This is a genomic window from Mycobacterium sp. 852002-10029_SCH5224772, assembly GCF_001667315.1.
Classification (GTDB): Bacteria; Actinomycetota; Actinomycetes; order Mycobacteriales; family Mycobacteriaceae; genus Mycobacterium.
Map to the genome: position 1 here is coordinate 37,898 of NZ_LZHT01000115.1, position 24,249 is coordinate 62,146.

A 24,249-nucleotide genomic window follows, 5' to 3' on the forward strand; every position below is an offset into this window, starting at 1 on the left:
CAATCGCGGGCTCCGTAAGATGGCCGCGTGGCACGACGCCCCCGCACTATCGGCCCCACCGCCCAAGACCCGGGCTTCAGCCCCCAACATGCGCTGGAGTTGGTGCGCTCCGCCATTCCGCCGGTGCACCCGGCCGGGCGCCCGTTCATCGGCGCAGGGCTGGCGCTGGCCCTGGCCGGTCGCCGTCACCGATGGGTACGACGGGCGGCCCTGCTGGCGGCGGGTGCCTGCGCGGGGTTCTTCCGCCACCCCCCACGGGTGCCGCCCGCCCGGCCCGGCGCCATCGTCGCTCCCGCCGACGGCGAGATCTGCGTGATCGACTTCGCGACGCCGCCCGCCGAACTGAGCATGGGTGATGCGGCGCTGCCGCGGATCAGCATCTTTCTTTCGCTGCTGGACGCCCACGTGCAGCGCGCACCGGTCAGCGGCGAGGTGATCGCCGTGCAGCACCGGCCGGGCCGCTTCAGTTCGGCCGACCTGGCCGCCGCGAGCACCGAAAACGAACGCACCAGCCTGCGCATCCGCACGGCGACCGGGGCGGACGTGGTCGCGGTGCAGGTCGCCGGGCTGCTGGCCCGGCGCATCATCTGCGACGCGCACGTCGGGGACAAGTTGTCGATCGGTGACACCTACGGTCTGATCCGGTTCGGCTCCCGGCTCGACACCTACCTGCCGGCGGGCGCCGAACCGCTGGTGACCGTGGGCCAGCGCGCGATCGCCGGCGAGACCGTGTTGGCCGAGCTGCCATGATCAGCAAGCCGCGCGGACGGGCGGTCAATCTGCAGATCCTGCCCAGCGCGATGACGGTGCTCTCGGTGTGCGCGGGATTGACCTCGATCCGGTTCGCCCTCGAGCACCAGCCCAAGGCCGCGATGGCGCTGATCGCGGCGGCGGCCATCCTGGACGGCCTGGACGGGCGGGTGGCGCGCATCCTGGACGCGCAGTCGCGGATGGGCGAGGAGATCGACTCGCTGGCCGACGCGGTGAACTTCGGCGTGACCCCGGCGATCGTGCTCTACGTAACGCTGCTGACCAGCTCGCCGGCCGGCTGGGTGGTGATCCTGCTCTACGCGGTCTGCGTCGTGTTGCGGCTGGCCCGGTTCAACGCTTTGCAGGACGACGGCAGCCAGCCCGCCTACACGCAAGAATTCTTCGTCGGCATGCCCGCACCGGCCGGCGCGATCTCGATGATCGGTCTGATCGGGCTCAAGCTGCAGTTCGGTGACGGCTGGTGGACGTCGCCGCTGTTCCTGTGCATCTGGATCACCGGGACCTCGATCCTGATGGTCAGCAAGATCCCGATGCGCAAGATGCATGCGGTCGCGGTGCCGCCGAGTTGGGCCGCGCCGCTGCTGGCGATCCTGGCGATCTGCGCGGCGGCCGCGGTGCTGGCGCCCTACGTTTTGATCTGGGTGATCATCATCGCCTACCTGTGCCACGTGCCGTTCGCCATCCGTAACTCACGTTGGCTGGCCGCCCACCCTGAGGCGTGGGACGACGAACCCAAGCAGCGCAGGGCCGCGCGCCGCGCGATCCGCCGGGCGCAGCCCAACCGCCGGTCGGTGGCGCGGCTGGGCCTGCGCAAGCCGGGCAGGCGCTTGCCGTGAGTTCCGGCTCGGCCCGTCAGCTCACCTTGACGGCTCGGCTGAACACCTCGGCCGTCGACTCCCGTCGCGGCGTCGTTCGGTTGCATCCGAGTGCCGTTGCCGCACTGGGCATTCGGGAGTGGGATGCGGTGTCGCTGATCGGGTCGCGGACCACGGCGGCGGTCGCAGGCCTGGCCGGCCCGGACACACCGTTCGGCACCGTGCTGCTCGACGACGTGACGCTGTCCAACGCGGGACTGCGGGAGGGGACCGCGGTCGTCGTCGGCGCGGTCACGGTCTACGGCGCGCGGTCGGTGACCTTGTCCGGCTCGACGCTGGCCACTCGGTCGATCACCCCGGTGACGCTGCGACAAGCCCTGCTCGGCAAGGTCCTCATGGTGGGCGACGCCGTGTCGCTGCTGCCCCGCGACCTGGGTCCCGGCACCTCTACCTCAGAGGCCACGCGTGCGCTGGCCACGGCGGTGGGCATCAGCTGGACCTCGGAGCTGCTGACCGTCACCGGCGTCGACCCCGACGGGCCGGTCAGCGTGCAGCCCAACTCGCTGGTCACCTGGGGCGCCGGCGCTGCCTCCGGTGCCGCGACGTCGTCGCGGATATCGGTCGAGGTCGCCCGGCCGGAGATGGTCGTCGAGGAACTCAAAGGCACCCAGCCGCAGGCCGCCAAGCTCGTCGAGTGGCTCAAGCTCGCGCTCGACGAACCGCACCTGCTCGAGACCCTGGGCGCCGGCACCAACCTCGGCGTGTTGGTGTCGGGCCCGGCCGGCGTGGGCAAGGTGACCCTGGTCCGCGCGGTATGCGGCGACCGCAGGCTGGTCACGCTGGACGGCCCGGAGGTCGGCGCGCTGGGCGCCGAAGACCGGCTCAAGGCGGTGGCCTCAGCGGTGCAGACGGTGCGCGACGGCGGCGGCGTGCTGCTGATCACCGATGTAGACGCGCTCCTGCCGGCCACCGCCGAGCCGGTGGCCTCGTTGATCCTGGGCGAGCTGCGCACCGCGGTGGCCAGCGCGGGCGTCGCGTTGGTCGCCACCTCCGCGCGACCCGATCAACTCGATGCCCGGCTGCGCGCCCCCGACCTGTGTGATCGCGAGCTGGGCCTGCCGCTGCCCGACGCCGCCACCCGCAAGGCGCTGCTGGAGTCCCTCCTGCGAAACGTACCCGTCGGCGGGCTTGAGCTGGACGAGATCGCCTCGCGTACACCGGGTTTCGTCGTCGCCGATCTGGCCGCGCTGGTGCGTGAGGCGGCGCTGCGGGCGGCGTCGCGGGCCAGCGCCGACGGCCGGCCCCCTGAGTTGAGACAGGAGGATCTGGTCGGCGCGCTGACCGTCATCAGGCCGCTGTCCCGCTCGGGCACTGCGGAAGTGAGCGTCGGCGACATCACGCTCGATGACGTCGGCGACATGGCCGAGGCCCGCCAAGCCCTGACCGAGGCCGTGTTGTGGCCGCTGCAGCATCCCGACACCTTCGCCCGCCTGGGCGTCGACCCGCCGCGCGGGGTGCTGCTGTACGGGCCGCCCGGCTGCGGCAAGACCTTCGTCGTGCGCGCGCTGGCCAGCACAGGGCAGCTGTCCGTGCACGCAGTCAAGGGCTCCGAGCTGATGGACAAGTGGGTGGGCAGCTCGGAAAAGGCTGTGCGCGAACTGTTTCGGCGTGCCCGGGATTCGGCCCCGTCGCTGGTCTTCCTCGACGAGGTGGACGCGCTGGCGCCCCGGCGCGGGCAGAGCTTCGACTCGGGCGTCACCGATCGGGTGGTGGCCGCGTTGCTGACCGAACTAGACGGCGTCGATCCGCTGCGCGACGTCGTCGTCCTGGGCGCCACCAACCGGCCGGATCTCATCGATCCCGCGCTGTTGCGGCCGGGCCGACTGGAGCGGCTGGTCTTCGTCGAACCCCCCGATGCCGCGGCCCGCCGCGAGATCCTGCGCACCGCGGGCAAATCGGTTCCGCTGAGCGCCGACGTCGACCTCGACGCGGTGGCGGCCGGGCTCGACGGCTACAGCGCCGCCGACTGCGTGGCGCTGCTGCGGGAGGCCGCGCTGACCGCCATGCGCCGATCCATCGACGCCACTGACGTCACGGCCGCCGACCTCGCGGCGGCACGCGAAACTGTGCGCCCCTCTTTGGATCCCGTGCAGGTCGAGTCGCTACGGGCGTTCGCCAAAGCTTTGTAATACGGCCAACGCCGACGCCGCCACGTCCTTTTCGAGCCAGAACGGCATCGGATCGTCGTGGGCGTGGCGCCGCACCACGGCGTACGGCAGGTCGGCGACCGCGCGCGCGACGGCATCGACGGATCGCGGCCTGGCGTTCCCATACAGTTGCCGGGCCAACACCGCGATGCGCTCGGTCAGCGGGGCGTTCATCGCGGCGAGCGTCTGCCGAAATGCCGCGTCGGGCTCGTCGTCGAGCAGGTCGCCCGGCCGGATCGTCAACAACAGCCGGGCATCCTCGGGCAGCGCACGCGCGAAGCCGACGGCGGCCACAGCCATCGCCACGGCGGTGTCCGCCGGGGTGTCGGCGTCGGCGGCCAACGCCCGGGCCTGGAAGCGTTCCAGCGCACGCAGCCAGGCCGCCGTCAGGATGCCGTCGCGGTTGCCGAACCGGTGATACAGCGTCCCCGCCGGTGCGCCACTGGTTTTCGCGATGGCGGCCACGCTGGCCGCGCGCGGTCCGCCGTCGAGCACCAGCTCCCGGGCGGCGTCGAGGATCACATCGGTTTCATGCTTTCGCGGAGGCGCCATGATCTAGTACAGTCCTTCTATATGGAACGATTACCCTATATCGATGAGCATGCCATAACCGTCGACGCGAACCGCGCAGACACGTGGTCGGCGCTGCTGCGGGTGATGTGTCGCGACCCGCACGACGCGACGACGGTCCCCTTCGGCTTCGTCCTGGACGAGGCTGTCGCGCCGGCGCGGTTCGCGCTGAAGGGCCGCCATTGGTTCGCGGTCTACCGGTGGGTGTTCGAGCTGGACGACCTCGACGACACCGCCCGCACCCGATTGCGCGCGGCCACCTGGGCGGCCTTCCCGGGTATCCACGGGAAGGCCTACCGGGCGCTCGTCATCGGCACCGGCGCGCACCGCATCGTCGTGCGGCAGACGCTGAAACGCGTTGCGGTGTCGGCGCTTTCCGGGCCAGCGCAAACCGGCGATGCGGCCAATTACGTGGACGTTTTCGAAGTGCCGATCGCCGCCGGCGACGCGCGCACCGCAGAACAAACCTTTCGTGACGCGCTGGGCGACACACCGGGGACCCTCGGGAAGCTCGTCTTTTGGGTCCACCGCCACGTGCTGAGGTTGCGCCTGGGCCCGGCCCGCTCTCCCGGTCACCTCATCGGCTGGCGGATCGTTCGTTCGGATCCCGACGAGTTGGTCCTGGCGACATGCGGGCCGCTCATGCGCGGCGAGCTGACGCTGCGACGCCGGGACGATCAACGCGCCGTCCTGACCACCCGCCTGCACTACCGCCAGAAACTCGCCGCCCGGGCGGTCTGGGCGCTGGTGGGCCCCCTGCACCGGATCCTGGCCCCGCAGCTGATGCGGCGCAGCGCTCGCCGGGGCCTCGTCCCCGCAAGATAAACGAGCCGCGCCGCTCAAATTTGCAGTTAACTGCAATCTTGCGTGTTACTGCATTGCCGGGCTATGGTGACCCTCGCGCGAAGCCGCAATGAATCGAGGGACGCCGATGACAGTCACGCACCACGCGGCGCGGCCGCTGAGCGAGTTCATGAACGACCCGATCAGCTTCTTCGGCCACTCCTACACGCGGATGCACAGCATCGGACGTCGCGAGCTCGAAGAGCTGCAGCGCCAAGCCATGCGCATCCGCTTCGCCGAGCACTATCGAAGCATCGAGATCTTGCGCAAGCTGGCCGACCGGCTGGGTATCAGTGCGCTCGATCGCTTCGATGATGTTGTGCCGCTGATGTTTTCGCATACGGCGTTCAAATCGTACCCGGCGGCGCTGATCGACAAGAAGCGCTTCGACCTGATGACCCAGTGGCTGGACAAGCTGACCAGCTATGACTTGTCGGGCGTGGACACGACCGGATGCGCCGGCATCGACGACTGGATCGACCGCCTCGACGAACAGACTCCGCTCGAGGTCATCACCTCCAGCGGCACCACCGGCACCATTTCGATCCTGCCCAAGGACAAGCGCGGCGCCGAAGAAGGCATGGTGCTCTGGAAGATCTGTCTGTTTCAGACATTTGGCCAAGAACCCACCGAGGCGGAACTCAATCCCTCGGTCGACGTGGTGTGGCCCAACTTCGCCAGCGGCAAGCTCGGCCATCTGCGCATCGCCAACATGATCAAGCGCGGCTTCACCGGCGGCGACGAAACCAGATTTCACGCCCTGTATCCGGGCGCGATCGACACCGACCTGATGTTTCTGGCCTCCAAGATGCGCGCTGCAGCGTCCCGCGGTGAACTCGATCGGCTCGAAGTCGACCCCGCACTGGCCGCCCGCAAGGATGAGTTCATCGCCATGCAGGCGCGCCAGGCCGACGACATGGAGGCGTTCTTCACCCGGCTCAGCGACCAGTTACGCGGCAAACGGGTCTTCATGCTGGGCACCTACCACCTGATGTATGACATCGCCAAGGCCGGTCTGCAGCGTGGAGTTCGAAACGTGTTCGCCCCAGACTCGGCGATTCTGACCGGCGGCGGCATGAAAGGCGTTGCGCTGCCCGATGATTTCATGGACGTGATCAAGGAGTTTCTCGGCGTCGATCGCATCCAGGTCGGTTACGGCTTCTCCGAATCGAGCACCTTTCACTGGGGCTGTAGTCAGGGCCGCTACCACGTGGCGCCGTGGGTCATCCCCTTCGTACTCGATCCCGACACCAGCGAGCCGCTTCCCCGCACCGGCATCCAGACCGGCCGCGCCGCCGTCTACGACATCCTGCTGCGCGCCCACTGGGGTGGTGTCATCTCCGGTGACGAAGTCATCATCAACTGGGACCTGCGGTGTCCGTGCGGGCAGGTCAGCGTCGCCTTCGAACCCGAGATCACCCGCTACAGCGAGAAGCAGGGCGTTGACGACGACCGAATCACCTGCGCCGCGACGCAAGAGGTGCACAACGAAGCGGTCAACTTCATGAAGGGCGTCGAGCTGTGATCGCCTACACCGTCCCGCTGTTCTTGCGGGGCCAGGTCATCACCGATGACCTCGTACCCTTCGAGACCCGAATCGGCGCCTCCCAATTCCAGGCGCCGGACATGAGCAAGTATGTCGAGCACCTGCCGCTGAAAAACCCGGGACAGCTCAGCGACCTCTACGAGCTGAGCTTCGACGAGATCCTCGATGTGCTGGCCGCCCTTGGCGACGCGCTGGACTTCGAGACGAATTCCCATCTGCAGGAAGCCTACGAAGCCTCGTTGGTCTCCAACGTGCTGCCGGCGGAGATGCTGAAGAACAGCTATCGGGTGCTGCCCCCGCTGTTTTCCCGCGACAACGTCACCGAAATCGCCGACACCCAGGTCGGGCTGAATTACCTCAACGGGTGGGTGCCGCACACCCTGCGTGATGGCCGCGAATTGCGGGTGCGGGCCTTCGGATCCCGTGTGCTGCACATCCCGGCGGGCAACGGCGGCCTCGTCTCGGCGGTGACCATCCTGCGTTCGGTAATCACCCGGTCTGACGTCATCGTCAAGGTTCCGTCCAACGATCCCCTCACTGCGATCGCGATCGCCCGCACACTGGCGGATATCGCGCCCGATCACCCGCTCACCAAACACCTGGCCGTCGGATATTGGAAGGGTGGTGATCTGGCGGTCGAGGAGAAGCTCTACCAGCCGCACCACATCGAAAAGATCGTGGCCTGGGGTGGATTGGCCTCGGTCAAACACGTGACCCGTTACATTCAGCCTGGTTTGGAGCTGATCGCCCTGGACCCCAAGCGCAGCGCCACCATCATCGGCGCGGAGGCATTCGCGGACGAGGAGACGCTGCGCGAGGTGGCCCGCCGCGCCGCGATCGACGTCGGGGTGGCCAATCAGGAAGGGTGTGCCAACGCCCGGGTCATCTATGCGCTCACCGGAACCGACGCGGCGGGCCTGGCCAACGCCAACCGGCTGGGCGAACTGATCTACTCCGAACTCGTTCGTCTACCCCCGGTAGTCAGCACCCCGCCGCGCTATCCCAGCCGCGAACTCTTCGAGCACGTCGAGTCCTCGCGCATGGCCGAGGACTTCTATCGCGTGGTCGGCGGCGAGCAACGCGAGGGTGCTATCGTCGTCTCCCAAATCGATGAGCCCGTGGACTATTCGCCGATGTTGTCGGGGCGTGTCGCCAACATCGTGCCGGTGGATAGCATCGACAAGGTGACCGCCGCCGTGAACGCCTACACGCAAACCATCGGCATCTACCCCGAATCACTCAAGCACCGGCTGCGCGACACCCTGCCGTTGTTCGGCGCCCAGCGCCTGACCAGCTTGGGGTACGCCTGCAGTGTCGCGGTCGCCATGCCGCAGGACGCCATCGAGCCCATCCGACGGATGTGCAAGTGGATCGTCGACGAGGAATGCGACCCCGCCGTCGTCCTCCCCCTGTGGCAAGTGGCGATGGCATGACCGAACATCCGACCGCGTATGAGGTCGTCGAGGGAATCGACCTGTCCGGCAAGACATGTGTGATCACCGGAGCGTCGTCGGGGCTGGGCCGCGAGTCGGCCCGGGCGCTGGCCGCCGCAGGCGCGCACGTCATCATGGCCGCCCGCAATCGCGAGGCACTGGCGGAGACAGCTGCGTGGATCGCGGCCGAGGTACCGCGCGCCCGGACGTCGACGGTGCTGCTCGACCTCACCACACTGTCCAGCGTCCGCGCAGCGGCCGTCGCGATCGGTGAGATCACACCGGTAGTCGACGTGTTGATGAATAACGCCGGAGTCATGTTCACGCCGCCGGGCAGGACGCAGGATGGCTTCGAACTCCAAATCGGGACAAACCATTTCGGCCACTTCGAGCTGACCCGCCTCCTCGTCCCCCGGCTCGCCGCCGCCGGCGACGCCAGGGTGGTGATCCTCTCGTCCGGCGGGCACATCATGGCCGACGCCGACTTCGAGGACCTCAACTGGGAGCGTCGCGAATACGACAAGTTCGCCGCCTACGGCGCAGCCAAAACGGCCAATATCCTGCACGCGTTGGAAGCCGACCGGCGCTTGCAGGACGCGGGAATCCGGGCCTACGCCGTGCATCCCGGTACCGTCGCCACCGCGCTCGCGCGGTACATGTCGCGGTCGGATTTCTCCCAGCTGCGCAAGTTCACTGCCGAAAACAGCAGCGAACCCTCCGACGGCTTCCTCGACTTCGTGATGCCCGAACAAGGCGCGGCCACCCAGGTGTGGGCCGCGATCAGCCCTCAGCTCGCCGACCGTGGCGGCCTTTACCTGGAAGCCTGCGCGATCGGCGAGGCTGCGCCCCACGCCCGCGACCCCCAGCGCGCGGCAGAACTGTGGGAGCTCTCCGAGAAGCTCTGCGCCACATCATGAGTAGGCTCGAGCGCCGCAAACGCGAGGTGCGGGAGAAAATTCTCACCGCCGCCTTCGACCTGTTTCTGGATCACGGCGTCGCGGTCACCACCATCGAGGAGATCTGCGAACGCGCCGACGTGGCCAACCGAACGTTTTTCAACCATTTCGCCACCCGGCAGGAGATGGTCCGCGCGCTGGCCGAGCAGCGGCTGGTCAACCTGCACGACGTCGTGTTCGACCGCGCCGACGAAGCGATCCCGGCGCGCCTGGTCGGTGTGTTCGACGACATCGCCGCGACGCTGGCCGGGTCGGGCGACACCTACCGCGAGATGATCGGGGAAATGCTGGCCACCAGCGGCTACGGTATCCAGCGCGGATCCAACCCGCACGACACCTTTGTCGAGCTGGTCAAGGAGGGGGTGTCGCGCGGTGAGGTCAGCGCGCGCCACGACGCACAAACCTTGGCCGACATCATGGTCGGCGCCCTGTCCGGGGGCATCCTCAACTGGACTCTCGATCGGTCCTATTCGCTGGAAAGCAACCTGCACAACCTCGGCGCCGCACTGGCCGAATTGCTCACCGCCGACGCCGGCCCGCCGCGTCGGCGCGCCCGCCGGGCATAATCCGGCGGATAGTCACTGCGCTCACGGCTCGGGAAGCGGCGTCCACTCCCGGGATAGCCGCGCGCTGAAGTTAGGCGGCCGGCGGTCGAGGAATGCGGCGACGCCCTCGCCGGCGTCGGCGCTGCCCATCACCCGCTCGTGCAGCTGGGTCTCCAGCGCGGCGACCTGCCGCGGTGTGTAGTGATTGATCGCGCTGTCCCATAGCAGGCGTTTGCACAGCGCCGCCGACATCGGCGCGACGTTGACCGCGATGTCGCGGGCCACGGTCAGCGCGTGGTCGAGCACCTGCTCGGCCGGCAAGGCCCGAGTGGCGATCCCGAGCGCCATCGCCTCGTCCCCGCCGAATGTCCGCCCGGTGAGCAGGATATCGGCGGCGACCCCCAGGGTGGTCAACTGGGTCAGCGTCCAGTGCGCCATGCAGTCGGGGATTACGCCCCGACGAACCTGCACCACACCGTATTTGGCGTGCTCGGCGAGGATGCGGATGTCCGCCTGTAACGCGATGGTCAGGCCGATGCCGATGGCGTGGCCGTTGACCGCGGCGATCACCGGTTTGCGCAATTCGAAGGCGGCCGGAATGATCGGTGACGCCGTGAACGTGCTGTCATCAACGGGCGCGTCGAACGGGCTTGCGCCAGCGGAGAAGTCGGCACCGGCGCAAAACGCGCGCCCCGCTCCGGTCACCACGATGGCCCGGACGTCGTCGTCCTCGTCGCAGTCCCGGTACGCCCGGCTCAGCAGCGAGCCCATCTCGGCGGTATAGGCGTTCAGGTGCTCGGGCCGATTGAGGGTGAGCACCGCCACGCCGGAGTCGATTTCGACCTTCAGGTCATCGCTCATCGCAGGGCCGGCGCCCGGTGCAGGGCGCCGATCAGGTCGGCGATGTCGGCGTCGCGGGGCGTGTAGCCGGGGAAATAACAGCACACCTCGCCGGCGTGTTCGCCGAAGCGGGCGGCGATCTGCTGCGCGCACTGCTCGGGCGTCCCGACAATCCCGATCCGGCCCACCATCTCGTCGCTGATCAGCCGGCGCATCTCGGCGAAGCGGCCCTGCTTGGACAGCGCGTTGAGTTCGGGCTGGACGTCGGCCCAGCCCTCGACCTGCAGCACCGGCAGGTAGGCGGGCGTCGAACCGTAAAACGCGATGAGGGAGGCCACCCCGTCGACCGCGGCGGCCAGGTCGGCCTCGTCGCGGCCGACCGCGACCATGGCCTGGGCGATGACGGTGAACTCCCCGAGCACCCGCCCGGAGCGACGCAGCCCCTCGCCGATCGCGGGCACGGTGCGCTCGGCGAAGTGACGGGCGCTGTTGAACGGCATCACCAGAAGGCCGTCGGCGACTTCAGCGGCCGTGCGGGTCATCACCGGCCCCAGCGCGCCCAGGAGCACCGGCGGCGGCCCGAACGGATTAGGGCCGGGGTTGAAATTGGGCGCCATCACGGTATGCGTGTAGAACTCGCCGCGAAAGTCCAAGCGGCCCTGGCCTTCCCACGCGGCGAAGATGGCCTTGATCGCCGCAATGGCCTCGGCCATCCGCGCCGCGGGCCTGTCCCACTTACTGCCATAACGCTTTTCGATGTGTACCTTGATCTGTGAACCGAGGCCGAGGCGGAACCGGCCACCGCTGTAGAGCTGCAGGTCGTAGGCGGAGTGCGCCAGGTGCAGGGGGCTGCGCGGCGGGGCGATCGCCACGTTCGTCATCAGGTCCAGGCCGGTCGCGCCCGCGGCGATCAGCAGCGGGAAAAAGACATCGTGCTGGCCCTCGAACGTGAACAGACCGTCGGCACCTGTCGCGGCGATGTCGGCGGCGCTTGCCGCCGCACCCGCGGGTGAACCGTCCACCTGCAGGTGAACCTTCATCGTGAGCTCCTGTCGCGCAGTGTCATTCGGAGAGCTGAAACTCGACTACCTCGGCGACGGCGTCCACGGCCTCGCGCAGCGCGGCAAGGCGCTCGGCGGCCGTCGCCGCCGCCAGCACCGTGTAGCGGTCGGCGGTGCCGATCGGGATGCGAGAGGCCAAGGCGAACAGGCGTTGTCCGATCGGGCTGTCCGGGTCGTGACCCAGCATCACCTCGCGACCGGGCAGCGTGATCCCGCGCGCCTGCGCGATCCGCTCGAACAGGGCCACCGCGCGGTCTTCGACGTCTCGCAGCTGCGCCGGCGACACCTCGGCGCCCGGCTCGTCGGGCCACGGCGCGACCCGCGCCCGCGGATAGGGATCGTCAGGCAGCCATTCGCACACCCGGATGCGCTCCCCGGTCCGGCAGTTCAGTGCATACCGGCCGGCGCCCTGGTCGGCGCATTCGGTGATCCGCGACATCACGCCGACGTCGCAACGCACATCGCCGCCGCCCACCTCGCGCCCGCGCGAGATCAGCACAACCCCGAACGGGTCGCCGGTATCCAGGCAGTGCCGCACCAGCGCGCCGTAGCGCGGCTCGAAGATCCGCAGCGGCAGGTCCTGGTCGGGCAGCAGTGCCGACTCGAGCGGAAACATGGCCAGCTCAAGGGATTCGGGGGCGCTCATCAGATTTCCAGCTCGGACACCAGCGCGTCGACGACCGCGCGCAGGTCGCCGTCATGGTCCTCGGCCACCCGGCGCTGACGCTGGTATGACGCGCCCCGCCTGGGTATCTCAGCCACCGCGGCCAGCTCGTCGACGCAATTCAACTTCTTAGCGACCGGCTCCAGCCGGGTCAGCACGTCATCGAGATCCTCGGTGACCAATCGCTCGTTGCTGTCGGCGTCCAAGATGATCACCGCGTCCAGGCCGTAGCGGGCCGCGCGCCATTTGTTCTCCTGGTTGTGCCACGGCGGCATGCTGGGCAACGACTCATCGGCCTCCAGCCTGCGATCCAAATCGACCACCAGGCAATGCGTCAACGCGACCAGCGCGCCCAGCTCCCGCAGGTTGGACACGCCGTCACAGATCCGCATCTCAAGCGTGCCCAGGTGCGGCGAAGGCCTGATGTCCCAACGGACTTCGTCGACGTGATCGATGATGCCGGTCTTCTTCTGGTCGTAGACGAACCCCTCGAACTCCGACCAGGTCTGGAACTGGAACGGCAGCCCGGCGGTGGGCAGCTGCTGAAACATCATCGCCCGGTTGCTGGCGTACCCGGTGTCCACGCCGGTCCACCACGGCGAGGACGCCGACAGCGCCAACAGGTGCGGGTAGTAGTTCAGCAGCGACGTCATGATCGGCATCACCTTGTTCGGCGAGGAGATCCCGACGTGCACGTGCACACCCCAGATCAGCATCTGCCGTCCCCACCACTGGGTGCGCTTGATCAGTTCGGCGTAGCGCGCGCCGGCGGTGAGCTTCTGGGCGTTCCACTGCGCGAACGGATGTGCCCCGGCACAGAAGAGCTCCATCCCCCGATCCCGCACGATGCGGCGCGCGGGGCCCAGCGTCTCCCGCAGGTCCTCCATCGCCTCGCCCGCGGATTGGCAGATGCCGGTGACCACCTCGACGGTGTTGCGCAGCAATTCCTTGTGCACACGCGGATTTTCGCCGATCTCGGCGATCACCGCGGTGGCTTCGTTGCTCAGGTCGCGGGTCCGCGCGTCCACGAGCGCGAACTCCCACTCCACCCCGATTGTCGGCCGTGACGAACGGGCGAAATCGATGCGCGCCTCAGGTCGTTTAGCCGGCACCGATGACACCGCATGCCACCCGCTTGCCAGCGTCACCCGTGCTCATCGTGATGTCGTCGGGGCCCGGTGTTCCGTTCGTCTGGTTGTAGCGCTCCGCCGGGATATTGGCGAAGTTGTCCGCGCCGGCGTGAATGATGATCGCGGTCTTCTGCCCGGTGAGCAGATCCTCCATGGCGAACGCGTCGGTGGTGGTCACCAACGTCCCGGAGCCGTCCTCGCGCACCTGCAGGGAGGTCAGGTCACCACTGGCGGGGTGGGCGGCGTGGCCGGGCACCTGAAAGTGGCTACCGGCGGACAGGAAGTCCCCGGGCGCACCGCCGTTCGGGGCGACCGAGTTGGGCTCGCACTTGCCAACCTTGTGGACGTGCACGCCGTGGAAGCCGGGCGCCAGTACACCGTTGGCGGTCGTTTCGATGGTAATGGTGGCATAGCCGTTGTTGAATTCGAACTTCGCGATCGCGACCTGGGTGCCGTCCGGCGCCTTCAGGTGCGTGGTGACGGTCGGCACCTCCGCGGGCCCGGCCTCCGCGCCTCTGGCGCCCGACGGCGACGGCGATCCGGTCCAGACCGCTGGCGTGGTGCCCGGGACGGACGACGCGTACTGCGGCGTCGAGCAGGCGCCCAGCAACGCGACGCATCCGGCCAGAACCAGAGAAGGGGGCAGCTTACGCATAGCCAGCAGCCTAGCCCGGTGACGATGCGAGCCGGAACGGCTCGCGCAGGAGTCGGGCGATCGAACCTGGGCCCGGTGACGATGCGAGCCGGAACGGCTCGCGGAGGAGTCGGGCGATCGAACCTGGCGCTTACTCAGCCCGCGACGAGGACGATGACACCCGGCGGCTCTCCGCTCAGCGCGGGAATTCGCGGTTCGACGGGCGCGCCCAGTTTTTTGCCGATCGCGTCGGCGGTGGCGTGCTCGTCGTCGGCATCGGTGTAGTAGACCGTGGTGGCCGAGACCTCGGGCACGGCCATGTTGTCGACCTTGGTGACCTTGAAGCCCGCGGACGTCAGCTGGTCTCCGGTGCGCGCGGCGACACCCTCTTTCGAGGAGATGTTGTACACCTGCACGTCGGCCTGGGTGGTCGCCGGCTTGGCGTTCGTCGACGTGGCCGACGAGGTGGCGGCCGCGCTGGGGACCGGCGACGCCGAATCGTCGTCAGAGCTCCCAGAAGTGCCGAGGGCCTGCCAACCAAGCAGCAGGAAAATGACGCCGAGGAACAACAGCACCATCACCATGGCCCGCAAGGGCAGCCCAGTTGAGTCGGGAACTCGTTCTTTCATCGAGCCCTACTGTAACGAGTCAGGTCACCTCGAAGCCGAGACGCCGCGCCGCGCGCGCCTTCTGCCTGCTGGCGCGCAGCCGTCGCAGCCGTTTTACCAGCATCGGGTCGGCCGCCAGCGCCTCAGGACGGTCAACAAGCGCGTTGAGAACCTGGTAGTACCGCGTCGCCGACATCGAGAACAATTCCTTGATGGCGTCTTCCTTCACACCGGCGAACTTCCACCACTGGCGTTCGAAGGCCAGGATGTCGTGCTCGCGGCGGGTAAGGCCATCTGCGATCTCAGAATCGTCCCCCGATCGATTTGCCCGCGCCATGGCGCTGTCCATATTGCTTCCCCTGGACCCTTTCGGCGAATTCCGAACTGCTCGAATGACTTGACCTAGCTAAGGGCGTGTTTCGGCGAATATTGAAACACGCCCCAAACCCTCAAGCCGTCATCCAGACCCGCGAGTCGGCCGATTGACCTAATTGCCCACCCCCGAAGATCGGCGGCTGAGCAGCCCGCAGGCGTGCGGTAGCTTAGCCGACCATGGCAGTCGTTCCGATCCGCATTGTGGGAGATCCCGTCCTGCATACCCCGACGAAACCGGTGCCCGTCGCTGCCGACGGTTCGCTGCCCGCGGATCTGCCCGAGTTGATCGCCGACCTGTACGACACCATGGACGCCGCGCACGGGGTCGGCCTGGCGGCCAACCAGATCGGGGTCGGCTTGCGCGTCTTCGTCTACGACTGCGCCGACGAACGAGGACGCACCGAGCGCCGGCGCGGAGTCGTCGTCAATCCGGTCCTGGAAACCTCCGAGATACCCGAGACCATGCCCGACCCGGATCACGACGACGAGGGCTGCCTGTCGGTACCCGGCGAGTCGTTCCCCACCGGCCGGGCCAAATGGGCGCGGGTCACCGGCCTGGACGCCGACGGCAACCCGGTCATCCTCGAGGGCGACGACCTGTTCGCCCGGATGCTGCAACACGAGACCGGGCACCTGGACGGCTTCCTGTATCTGGATCGCCTCGTCGGCCGGCATGCCCGCAGCGCGAAACGGGCTGTCAAATCCAACAACTGGGGCGTGCCCGGCCTCTCCTGGATGCCGGGCGAGGGACCCGACCCGTTCGGTCACTGATGATCTCGTGGCCGGCCCTGGGAACGCGGGTGATGGTGCGTTACCGGCGCGAGGACGGATCGGTACCGCCGTTGACCGACGCGGTGGGACACCTGCTGGCGGTCGACCCTGTAGTGCGGCTGCAGACGAAAACGGGTGCGGTCGTCGAATGTTCGCCCGCCGATGTGGTCATGCTGCGGGTGCTGACCTTCGCCCCGGTACGCACCTCGGATATTCGGGCGCTCGAGCACGCGGCGGCCATGGCGTGGCCCGGCGTCGAACACGCCTGGCTGGAGGGCTGGCTGCTGCGGGCCGGCCCCCCAACCAGCAAGGGCACCGCACTTCCCGCCAATTCGGCGGTGCCGCTGGATATTTCGTCACGCCTGAGCACGGTGCCCGCGATCGTGGACTGGTACGAGCACCGCGGCCTGGCACCGCGACTGGCCATCCCCGATCGCTTGTTGTCGGTGCCGACCGGGTCGACGGGTGAACACCCCGAGAGCGTCCTGGTGCGCGACGTGTCCGACATGGCAGCGCGCGAACCCGACCCGTCCGTCAGCCTGTCGGCGCGCCCCGACGACGCCTGGTTGAGGCTATTCGGGCACGAGGTCGGCGTCGAGGTGCTCAGCGCGGTCGGCAACGGCGAGCTCATGTTCGGGACGCTGAACGGCGCGGCGGTTGCACGCGCCGCGGTGACCGACGCACCCGACGGCGCACGCTGGGTCGGGCTGTCGGCGATCGGCGGCGACGACCGGACCGCAACGGCCTTGTGCGAAGCGCTCTTGGCGTGGGGCGCCGCTCGCGGCGCCACCCGCGGTTACGTCGCCGTCCCCGACGCCGAGGCCGACACCGGATGGCTGGGTTTCCGGCTGCACCACCACCGCCGCTACTTCCCGGTCCGCCGCACCACCTGAGATACCGTCTGATCTCATGCCCGACGGCACGGTTGTTGATGGCGACCCGCGCGTGCGATCAACGCTGCGGATAGCCACCTGGAACGTGAACTCGATTCGCTCCCGCCTGTCCCGCGTCGTCGACTGGCTGGCCCGCGCGGACGTCGACGTGCTGGCCATGCAGGAGACCAAGTGTTCCGACAGCCAGTTCCCGACCCTGCCGTTCTTCGAACTCGGCTACGAGGTGGCCCATGTCGGTTTCAACCAGTGGAACGGCGTGGCGATCGCCTCACGCGTCGGCCTCGACGACGTGCAGATCGGATTCGACGGCCAGCCGACCTGGAGCGGCAAGCCGGAGGTGGCCGCCAGCGCGGAAGCCCGCGCCCTGGCCGCCACCTGCGGCGGCGTGCGGTTGTGGAGCCTCTACGTTCCCAACGGACGGGCCCTGGGCGATCCGCACTACGTCTACAAGCTCGATTGGCTTGCCGCCCTGCGTGATTCGGCGGCAGGTTGGCTACGCGACGATCCCGCCGCCGCGATCGCGCTGGCCGGCGACTGGAATATCGCTCCCCAGGACGACGACGTGTGGAGCATGGAGTTCTTTGCCGGCGCCACGCATGTCTCCGCACCGGAGCGCCGCGCGTTCAACGCCATCGTCGAGGCGCAATTCACCGACGTGGTACGGCCTTTCGCGCCGGGACCCGGCGTCTACACCTACTGGGACTACACTCGGCTGCGGTTCCCGAAGCGCCAGGGCATGCGCATCGACTTCATCCTGGGCTCACCGGCGTTCGCAAGTCGCGTGACCGATGCGCAGATCGACCGCGAGGAACGCAAGGGCAAAGCCGCGAGTGATCACGCGCCCGTGCTGGTCGACGTACGCGTCGACTGACGCCGCGACCCGGCGTAGGCTAACTGACAGCGCAATTCCGTAGATCCCCTCAACTATGCGATCCACGGTATACAGGAAAACAGCGAACGCGAATTGCATGAATACGAAAATGGGTCAGGGAGTCAACATGGGTGTCGTCGACGGAGCGGTTCGCAGCGTAGGGCGAACACTGAATCGTGCGGCATCGGTCACCACCTCCACCGCCGGCGCGGTCGGCGGTGCGGCGGTGAACGGTGTCGTCGGCGGCATCAAGGGCGCCGCGGACGGCATTCAGCAAGGCATCAGCAAGGGCAGCAAATCGACCACGGCCGCCGCGGTCGGCCTGGGAGCGCTGGGCGCCCTCGGCGTGATCGAGTGGCCGGTGTTGCTCGCCGTCGGCGGCGGCGCGTTGGTGTTGCAGCGGATCGCCCGGCAACAGAAGGAGTCGGCCCCGCCGGCCCGGGCAAAGCTCACGACGGTGCCGACCAAGCCCGAGCCCGCGCCCCCGACGCACAAACCGCCGCCGCAAAAGGCCCCCGCCAAACGGGCGGCCGCCAGTAAACCGGCCAAGAAGGCCACCGGCCGCCGCGCCGGCAGCGCCACGCTGCGCAGCACCAACTGACACGGAATCCTTACTGAACTCTTGAGTATCACAACGTCTCTGCGACGGTCGCTACCGTCGCGAATGATTTCTGCGGGCTTACAGGCGACAACCGAGCTGGCGCGAGCCGGAATCGAAACCGGTATCGACGTCGCGACCATCCCCTTGCGCGAGGGCGCCAAGGCACTGTCCGGCGAACTCTCCCGCGCAACGCTGCGTCGGCATTGCTGGCGCGGCAACGGCCGCGCGTGGATCGAGGTGCGCGGCCTTGCCGACGCGGCCGACGACCAACTCGGCCCGGACGTGCTCGACGCGATCCTGGCCCATCCCGGTGTCGCTTCAGCAAAGCTGAATTATCCGCTGTCCCGGGTGGTGGTGGACCTTGACGACCCCAAGACCTCGCTGAGCGACCTGTGCCGCGTCGTCGAGGAATCCGAAAACCGTTGTGCGCCATCACCGGATGCCGATCGGCCGGCGACGGCGTCGGCGAGCCTGCCGGGTGACGGCCTGGTGTTGGCCACCAGGGCCGTGACCGTGGCCGCCAATGCGGCCGGGTTGGGCGTCGCGCTCTTCGGTCGGGCGACGCGGTTACCCCGGCTGCCGGTCACGATCGCCGCGAGCATCACGTTTTTCGACTATCAGCCCTGGCTGCGCCGTCGGCTCGAAGACCGGATCGGCGGCCCCGCCACCGACACCGTGATGACGCTGGTTCAGGCGACCAGCCAGACGCTCTCCCAGTCGCCGACGTCGCTGTCGCTGGGGCTGACGATGCAGTCGCTGAAGGTCGCCGAGTGCCATGCCGAGGCGAGAGCGTGGGAGCAGCACGAACCCGAGCTGGCGCGGCACGCCGACCAGCCGCTGGCCCACCGGTCGCCGCGCCCGCAACCGTCGAGAGGCATGGAGCGGGCTCCCGGCCGTTTCGCCCTCCTTCAGGCGCTCAGCGCGGGCGCGATCGGCGCCGGCACCCGCAACCTGAACATGGCCGCCACCGCGGTGCAGGTCACCACCCCCAAGGCCAACCGGACCACCCCGGAGGCGTTCGCCGCGACGCTGGGCCGGGGCCTGGCCGAGCGGCACTCGGTGTTGCCGTTGCGGCCGGAAAGCCTGCGCCGGCTCAACAAGATCGACACGATCGTCATCGACCCCCGGGTCTTGTGTACCGAGACGTTGCGGGTGGCGCGCATCCGCGGCGCAGACGACAGCGAGCTGCCCGCGGCGTGGAGCCGCGCCCAGCTCATGCTGGACAACAGTGGCCTGCGGCGCGGCTGGCGCAAGGTGCCCGGAATATCGGGCAGCCGGCGGGATGCACAGGTCGAGGCGCTATTCCTGCCCGCACACGATCCGCTGGCCTCGGCCGTTGTCGGCGAGGCCAACCGCGCGGGGGCGCAACTGGTCTCGGTGGACGACGAGTCGCTCGACGAGTTGCGACCGGCGTTCGACGAGGTCCGTCCGCTGAAGAGCGGGACGGACAAATCCATCGACGACGCACTCGCCGCCGCGGTGGCCGACCTGCAGGATGCCGGCCAAACGGTGGCCGTGCTGTCATCGACTGCCGCACAAGCTATTTCGTTGGCACACCTGGCTCTGGGCATCTTGCCTGCGCGCGGCGGCACGGCGCCGCTGTGGAACGCCGACCTGCTGTTGCCGGACCTGTCGGCCGTCTGGCGGGTGCTGCACGCGCTGCCGGCGGCCCACACCGCGACCCAGCGCGGCGTCGGGATTTCGGCCGGTGCCACCGCGATGGGGTCGCTGTTCATGATCCCGGGCGTCCGGGGCAACCTCGGATCCGAAACGGTGAACGCCGGCGCGGCCGCCGGTCTGCTGTCGGGGTATCTGCTCGCACGCGGGGTCCTCAACGCGGACACCCCGCGCCCGGCCGCCACGCACGAATGGCATGCGATGTCGGTCGAGCAGGTCCGTAAAGCGTTGCCCGCGCAGGAATCCGCGGCGCCCGCCCCGACGGAGCGAGGCACCCCCGCCGCCCTGCGGCTCGCGGAGACACCCACGCAGGCGGTTTGGCAGCTCGCCAAGGCGGTGCGCGCCGAATTGTCCGACCCGCTGACCCCGGTGATGGCGCTCGGCTCCGCGGCGAGCGCGGTGCTCGGTTCGCCGGTCGATGCGATGTTGGTGGGCACGGTGCTGACCGGAAACTCGATTCTGGCCGCCGCGCAGCGGCTGCGCGCCGAGAAGCGGTTGAGTTATCTACTGGCCCAACAAACTCCACCCGCCCGAAAGGCCGTCACCGGCCCGGATGGCGCGCGGACGTACACCCTCGTCGACGCCGCGCAACTGCGGCCGGGCGACGTCATCGAGGTGCGCACCCATGAGGTGGTGCCCGCCGACGCCCGCGTCATCGAGGAGGTCGACGTCGAGGTCGACGAGTCGAGCCTCACCGGCGAATCGCTGTCGGTGGAGAAGCAGGTCGAGGCGACGCCCGGGGCGCCGCTCGCCGAGCGCCGCTGCATGGTGTTCGCCGGGACCACCGTGGTGGCCGGCACCGCGCTGGCGCTGGTGACCGCCATCGGACCCGACACCCAGCAGCGTCGCGCCGCCGACCTCATCTCGGGCGAGCTGTCCTCCGACATCGGTCTGCAGCACCAACTCGGCCAGCTCACCACCAAGGCGCTTCCGGTGAGCATCACCGGCGGGGCGCTGGTCGGCGCGCTCGGGCTGTTGCGCCGCCTCCCACTGCAGCACGCGGTGTCCAGCGCCATCGCCATCGCGGTGGCCGCCGTTCCCGAGGGGATGCCGCTGGTGGCAACGCTGGCGCAGGCGTCGTCGGCGCGACGGCTGACGAAATTCGGCGCGCTGGTTCGGGTTCCGCGCTCGGTGGAAGCGCTCGGCCGCATCGAGGTGGTGTGCTTCGACAAGACCGGGACGCTCAGCGAAAACCGCCTCCGCGTCTCGCAGGTCCATCCCGCGTCCGGGCACTCGCGCGAGGAGGTGCTGCGTTGCGCCGTGCATGCCGCGCCGGTGACGGACGGCGCCGCGCAGGCGCACGCCACCGATGTCGCCATCGTCGAGGCCGGTGCGGCCGCCGCGTCGGTCAACGGCTCGGATTCCAGACCGGCGACCGCGCACCTGCCGTTCCGCTCCGGCAGGTCGTTCTCCGCCTCGGTGACCGGTACCGAGCTGACCGTCAAAGGCGCTCCCGAAGTGGTCTTGGCCGCCTGCGGGGACACCGGGGCGATGGAAGGCACGGTCGCTGAACTCGCCGCCGGCGGCCTGCGCGTCATCGCGGTGGCGCGGCGCGAGCTGAATCAGCAACAGGCCCGCGCGATAGCGGACAACCCCGATGACATCGTCGAGTACTGCACCAGCGGGCTGACGCTGGCCGGGTTCCTCGGTTTGTCCGACACCCCCCGCGCCGAAGCGGCGAAATTGCTCGCCGACCTCGGCGGCCTCGGGGTCGGTATCAAGCTGATCACCGGTGACCATCCGATCACCGCCAAGGCCATCGCCGCCGAACTCGGGCTGAACGTGACCGCCGATCAGGTCATCAGCGGCACCGAATGGGAGGCCTTGTCGCGCAAGGACCAGGAGCGCGTCGCGGCGGAGCGGGTGATTTTCGCCCGCATGACGCCGGAGAACAAGGTCCAGGTTGTGCAGGCGCTCGAGAACGCGGACGTGCGGACGGCGATGGTGGGCGACGGCGCCAACGACGCCGCCGCCATCCGGTCCGCCACGGTCGGTATCGGCGTGGTGGCCCATGGCAGCGACCCCGCCCACCTGGTGGCCGACGTGGTGCTGGTCGACGGCCGGATCGAGGCGCTCATGGAGGCCATCCGGGAAGGACACCAGCTGTGGCGGCGGGTGCAGGCCGCGGTGTCGGTCCTGCTCGGCGGCAACGCCGGCGAGGTGATCTTCGCGATCATCGGCAGCGCGATCACCGGCACGTCGCCCCTGAACACCCGCCAGCTGCTGCTGGTCAACACGATGACCGACGCGCTGCCGGCAGCGGCGCTCGCCGTCAGCAAGCCCAGCGGCCCGATCAACCCGCAGCTGCGCGGGGCGGATCAGGCCGCGCTGTGGCAGGCGGTCGCCATCCGCGGCGTCACCACGGCGGCGGCGACGACGGCCGCGTGGGCGATGGCGGGCCTCACCGGTCCGATGAATCCGCAACGCGCCTCGACCGTCGCGCTGGTCGCGCTGGTGGGGACCGAACTGGGCCAGACGCTGGTGGAATCTCAGGCCCCGTTGGTGCTGCTCACCGCGCTGGGTTCACTCGGCCTGGTCGGGGTCTTGATCAGCACGCCGGGCGTCAGCCAACTGCTCGGCTGTACACCGCTCGGCCCGTTCGGCTGGGCCCAGGGTCTGGGCTCCGCCGCGGTGGCGACGGTCGCGACCGGCGTGCTGTCGCGTGCGCTGACGGGTCCGGACAGATCAGACCCCGAGCCGCCGTCGGATCTCGCTGAGTCTCCCGCTCAGGATTCCGAATCTCGACAACCCCGACGCGCCACAACAGCGCATAGAGTTCCAGTAACGGCACCCTGAGCACCGAAGCAATCGACGAAACAAGTGGATCGCCCCCGGTGTCGGTCTTCGTCGACATAGGTCCGACGTTGTACGCGTGACCCAGCTAGGCGGGAAACCCTTCGTTACTGAAAGGCAAATGATGGCGGAAAAGAAGTCGCGGCGCGACACGTCCCAGCGCGATGCGGTGGACAAGATCCGCGAGGGCGAATCCTTTGTGGTGAACCTGCCGGCGATCGGTCAGGTGGAGATTCCCCGGCCTGAGCAGCTGGCCTACTTTGGGGGGCTGGCCGCCCTGGCGGCGCTCGAACTCATCGACTGGCCGGTGGCGGTGGTCATCGCCGCCGGACACCTGCTGGCAAGCAATCACCACAACAAGCTCCTCGAAGAGCTCGGCGAGGCGATTGAAGAGGTCTAGCCCGTCAATGCCGCGGACAGCGTCGGGTAGAGGTCGAAGACGCGATCCAGTTCGGTGACCTGGATCGGTCGAAGCACTTGGTCGTGCTCGGCGACCAGTCGAACCGACGTCCCAACGGCTTTTCCCTCCTCATGGCAGTCGAGCATCGCGTTCAGCGCCGCGCTTCCGAAGAAGTCCACATCTTGCAAGTCGATCACCACGGGTCGGGTGGGCTGGGTAGCGGCCAGCCCCAGCGCCGCCTTCAGATGGGCGGCGAGCTCACCGGCGGTACTGGAGTCGACGGCGCCTTTGACGCGCACGATGATCGCGTCCTCGTGGGGCTCGTGTTCGACCGCCAACAAATTCATGCCTTCCGCCGCAGCCAACGTTGAGATCTGCAGCCGCTAAGCCCGACGACGCGGCGGGGATGCGCGGGCGCGCATCGCAGATCACCAGAGATTAACCCCTAGTCAGCGGACCCGGGCGAAATCCTCTCGTGCACGGTCAGCAGCAAATGGTCGAACTGGGCCTGCACGGCGGCCGGCGGCGCCGGCAGGGTGGCCATTTCATCGAGCAGCTGCTTGGCCAACGCCCGTAGTTTCACGTTGGTCTCTTGCGACCGCCACTGCAGCACCCGAAAGGCCTGCGCGGCGCTGACCCGGTAGACGGACATCAGCACGCCCTTGGCCTGTTCGATGGCCGCGCGGCTCTCGAACAGATCCGGCAGCGCCTCGTCGAGCACCTCCTGCCGGGTTTCGTCGAACGATTCGGTGAGGTCGATGTAATAGCCCTCGGTGCCCAGCACGGCGCCCGACTCGTCGTGCATGCGGTCGGCGACCACGATCGCGTCGTGCACCCTCCCCGCGGTGTCGAGGAATCGGTGCCGGCTCGAGAACGACCCTTCCGACTGCAGGGCATAATCGAGCAACTCCTGGACGTGCGCCCGGTCGTCGGGGTGCTTGTGCGACAACAACAGCTGAGTCGTCGGCTCCACCTCCCCCGGTTCATAGCCGTGCATCCTGGCCACCTCGTCGGACCATTCCCAGCGTTGGCCCACGAACCAGAAGCGGAAGGTGCCGATGTTCAGGTAATCGGCCGGCGCATCGAACGGCGCGGCGGATCGCACGCCGTCCCCGTTGGTCGACGGCTCTCCCCTTCGCTCGCGCTGTTGCACGTTTGCATTTTTCCACTCGGGCAATGCCGTCCGCTACTCCCCCGGAAGAATGGGCCGTCGCTCTGCCGCGCGGCCCGGGGTGGGGGTAACGT

General features: G+C 68.6%; 24 protein-coding genes and 1 pseudogene. 14 read left to right on the plus strand and 11 right to left on the minus strand.

Annotation, left to right across the window (positions count from 1 at the left end; translation table 11 throughout):
* Nucleotides 1-27: 27 nt before the first annotated feature.
* From A5775_RS20635 to A5775_RS20645, 3 genes are read left to right on the plus strand one after another with little or no spacing between them, the layout of a single operon-like run.
* Nucleotides 28-750 (plus strand): phosphatidylserine decarboxylase, encoded by a 723-nt coding sequence (locus tag A5775_RS20635; RefSeq protein WP_197512787.1) that lies wholly within the window; start codon nucleotides 28-30, stop codon nucleotides 748-750.
* Complete coding sequence (gene pssA, locus A5775_RS20640; RefSeq protein ID WP_067256484.1) at nucleotides 747-1,607, plus strand: CDP-diacylglycerol--serine O-phosphatidyltransferase; 861 nt, start codon at nucleotides 747-749, stop codon at nucleotides 1,605-1,607. The genes A5775_RS20635 and pssA overlap by 4 nt, the downstream gene beginning before the upstream one ends.
* Nucleotides 1,604-3,775 carry an AAA family ATPase gene (locus A5775_RS20645; RefSeq protein ID WP_067256486.1) on the plus strand — a complete coding sequence of 724 codons (2,172 nt, stop codon included), beginning with the start codon at nucleotides 1,604-1,606 and terminating at the stop codon, nucleotides 3,773-3,775. The genes pssA and A5775_RS20645 overlap by 4 nt, the downstream gene beginning before the upstream one ends.
* On the opposite strand, the gene A5775_RS20650 is transcribed toward A5775_RS20645, so the two are convergent.
* The gene (locus tag A5775_RS20650; protein ID WP_067256488.1) at nucleotides 3,749-4,345 is read right to left on the minus strand and encodes a TetR/AcrR family transcriptional regulator; all 597 of its coding nucleotides are present in this window, start codon (nucleotides 4,343-4,345) and stop codon (nucleotides 3,749-3,751) included. The two genes, A5775_RS20645 and A5775_RS20650, sit on opposite strands and share 27 nt — an antisense overlap.
* Before the next feature lie 21 nt (nucleotides 4,346-4,366).
* Between A5775_RS20650 and A5775_RS20655 the strand changes: the two genes are divergently transcribed.
* The 5 genes from A5775_RS20655 (at nucleotide 4,367) to A5775_RS20675 (ending at nucleotide 9,707) form a co-directional block, all read left to right on the plus strand.
* Nucleotides 4,367-5,188, plus strand: coding sequence for a DUF2867 domain-containing protein (locus A5775_RS20655; protein WP_067256492.1), 822 nt, complete (start codon nucleotides 4,367-4,369; stop codon nucleotides 5,186-5,188).
* Between the two features lie 106 nt (nucleotides 5,189-5,294).
* Nucleotides 5,295-6,731 carry a hypothetical protein gene (locus A5775_RS20660; RefSeq protein WP_067256496.1) on the plus strand — a complete coding sequence of 479 codons (1,437 nt, stop codon included), beginning with the start codon at nucleotides 5,295-5,297 and terminating at the stop codon, nucleotides 6,729-6,731.
* On the plus strand, nucleotides 6,728-8,185 hold the full coding sequence (locus A5775_RS20665; RefSeq protein WP_082953099.1) for an acyl-CoA reductase: 1,458 nt from the start codon (nucleotides 6,728-6,730) through the stop codon (nucleotides 8,183-8,185). The genes A5775_RS20660 and A5775_RS20665 overlap by 4 nt, the downstream gene beginning before the upstream one ends.
* Nucleotides 8,182-9,102: an SDR family NAD(P)-dependent oxidoreductase gene (locus tag A5775_RS20670; RefSeq protein WP_067256498.1), complete on the plus strand. Its 921-nt coding sequence runs from the start codon at nucleotides 8,182-8,184 to the stop codon at nucleotides 9,100-9,102. The genes A5775_RS20665 and A5775_RS20670 overlap by 4 nt, the downstream gene beginning before the upstream one ends.
* Entirely contained in the window at nucleotides 9,099-9,707 is a 609-nt protein-coding gene (locus A5775_RS20675) for a TetR/AcrR family transcriptional regulator (RefSeq protein WP_067256500.1), read from the plus strand. Before A5775_RS20670 ends, A5775_RS20675 begins: the two co-directional genes overlap by 4 nt.
* 21 nt (nucleotides 9,708-9,728) lie before the next feature.
* On the opposite strand, the gene A5775_RS20680 is transcribed toward A5775_RS20675, so the two are convergent.
* From A5775_RS20680 to A5775_RS20710, 7 genes are all read right to left on the minus strand, one after another.
* The gene (locus A5775_RS20680; protein WP_067256502.1) at nucleotides 9,729-10,547 is read right to left on the minus strand and encodes an enoyl-CoA hydratase-related protein; all 819 of its coding nucleotides are present in this window, start codon (nucleotides 10,545-10,547) and stop codon (nucleotides 9,729-9,731) included.
* Nucleotides 10,544-11,566: a TIGR03617 family F420-dependent LLM class oxidoreductase gene (locus A5775_RS20685; RefSeq protein WP_067256504.1), complete on the minus strand. Its 1,023-nt coding sequence runs from the start codon at nucleotides 11,564-11,566 to the stop codon at nucleotides 10,544-10,546. Before A5775_RS20685 ends, A5775_RS20680 begins: the two co-directional genes overlap by 4 nt.
* A gap of 22 nt (nucleotides 11,567-11,588) precedes the next feature.
* The gene (locus tag A5775_RS20690; RefSeq protein WP_067256507.1) at nucleotides 11,589-12,233 is read right to left on the minus strand and encodes an LON peptidase substrate-binding domain-containing protein; all 645 of its coding nucleotides are present in this window, start codon (nucleotides 12,231-12,233) and stop codon (nucleotides 11,589-11,591) included.
* On the minus strand, nucleotides 12,233-13,363 hold the full coding sequence (locus A5775_RS20695) for a glutamate--cysteine ligase (RefSeq protein ID WP_067256510.1): 1,131 nt from the start codon (nucleotides 13,361-13,363) through the stop codon (nucleotides 12,233-12,235). Before A5775_RS20695 ends, A5775_RS20690 begins: the two co-directional genes overlap by 1 nt.
* Entirely contained in the window at nucleotides 13,353-14,036 is a 684-nt protein-coding gene (locus A5775_RS20700) for a superoxide dismutase family protein (RefSeq protein ID WP_067256513.1), read from the minus strand. The genes A5775_RS20695 and A5775_RS20700 overlap by 11 nt, the downstream gene beginning before the upstream one ends.
* A 134-nt stretch (nucleotides 14,037-14,170) precedes the next feature.
* Entirely contained in the window at nucleotides 14,171-14,644 is a 474-nt protein-coding gene (locus tag A5775_RS20705) for a LytR C-terminal domain-containing protein (protein WP_067256516.1), read from the minus strand.
* Between the two features lie 19 nt (nucleotides 14,645-14,663).
* Entirely contained in the window at nucleotides 14,664-14,972 is a 309-nt protein-coding gene (locus A5775_RS20710) for a DUF3263 domain-containing protein (protein WP_007768412.1), read from the minus strand.
* A 203-nt stretch (nucleotides 14,973-15,175) separates the two neighbouring features.
* Here A5775_RS20710 and A5775_RS20715 point away from each other — a divergent pair, with 203 nt between their 5' ends.
* From A5775_RS20715 to A5775_RS20735, 5 genes are all read left to right on the plus strand, one after another.
* Nucleotides 15,176-15,769: a peptide deformylase gene (locus tag A5775_RS20715; RefSeq protein WP_067256518.1), complete on the plus strand. Its 594-nt coding sequence runs from the start codon at nucleotides 15,176-15,178 to the stop codon at nucleotides 15,767-15,769.
* Nucleotides 15,769-16,662 carry a GCN5 family acetyltransferase gene (locus A5775_RS20720; RefSeq protein ID WP_067256520.1) on the plus strand — a complete coding sequence of 298 codons (894 nt, stop codon included), beginning with the start codon at nucleotides 15,769-15,771 and terminating at the stop codon, nucleotides 16,660-16,662. The genes A5775_RS20715 and A5775_RS20720 overlap by 1 nt, the downstream gene beginning before the upstream one ends.
* 64 nt (nucleotides 16,663-16,726) lie before the next feature.
* Nucleotides 16,727-17,533 (plus strand): exodeoxyribonuclease III, encoded by an 807-nt coding sequence (locus A5775_RS20725; RefSeq protein WP_067256564.1) that lies wholly within the window; start codon nucleotides 16,727-16,729, stop codon nucleotides 17,531-17,533.
* 127 nt (nucleotides 17,534-17,660) lie between these two features.
* The gene (locus A5775_RS20730) at nucleotides 17,661-18,134 is read left to right on the plus strand and encodes a hypothetical protein (protein WP_067256522.1); all 474 of its coding nucleotides are present in this window, start codon (nucleotides 17,661-17,663) and stop codon (nucleotides 18,132-18,134) included.
* 63 nt (nucleotides 18,135-18,197) lie between these two features.
* The gene (locus A5775_RS20735; protein WP_231995231.1) at nucleotides 18,198-22,607 is read left to right on the plus strand and encodes a cation-translocating P-type ATPase; all 4,410 of its coding nucleotides are present in this window, start codon (nucleotides 18,198-18,200) and stop codon (nucleotides 22,605-22,607) included.
* Here A5775_RS20735 and A5775_RS26325 read toward each other — a convergent pair.
* Nucleotides 22,588-22,665 (minus strand): annotated as a pseudogene (locus A5775_RS26325) (hypothetical protein); the annotation flags it as partial. The gene A5775_RS20735 and the pseudogene A5775_RS26325 overlap by 20 nt on opposite strands.
* A gap of 63 nt (nucleotides 22,666-22,728) precedes the next feature.
* Here A5775_RS26325 and A5775_RS20740 point away from each other — a divergent pair.
* Complete coding sequence (locus tag A5775_RS20740; protein ID WP_156660790.1) at nucleotides 22,729-23,004, plus strand: hypothetical protein; 276 nt, start codon at nucleotides 22,729-22,731, stop codon at nucleotides 23,002-23,004.
* Here A5775_RS20740 and A5775_RS20745 read toward each other — a convergent pair.
* Nucleotides 23,001-23,351: an STAS domain-containing protein gene (locus tag A5775_RS20745; protein WP_067256529.1), complete on the minus strand. Its 351-nt coding sequence runs from the start codon at nucleotides 23,349-23,351 to the stop codon at nucleotides 23,001-23,003. The genes A5775_RS20740 and A5775_RS20745 overlap by 4 nt on opposite strands.
* Nucleotides 23,352-23,449: 98 nt before the next feature.
* Nucleotides 23,450-24,109 carry a PAS and ANTAR domain-containing protein gene (locus A5775_RS20750; protein WP_067256532.1) on the minus strand — a complete coding sequence of 220 codons (660 nt, stop codon included), beginning with the start codon at nucleotides 24,107-24,109 and terminating at the stop codon, nucleotides 23,450-23,452.
* Between the last annotated feature and the right edge of the window lie 140 nt (nucleotides 24,110-24,249).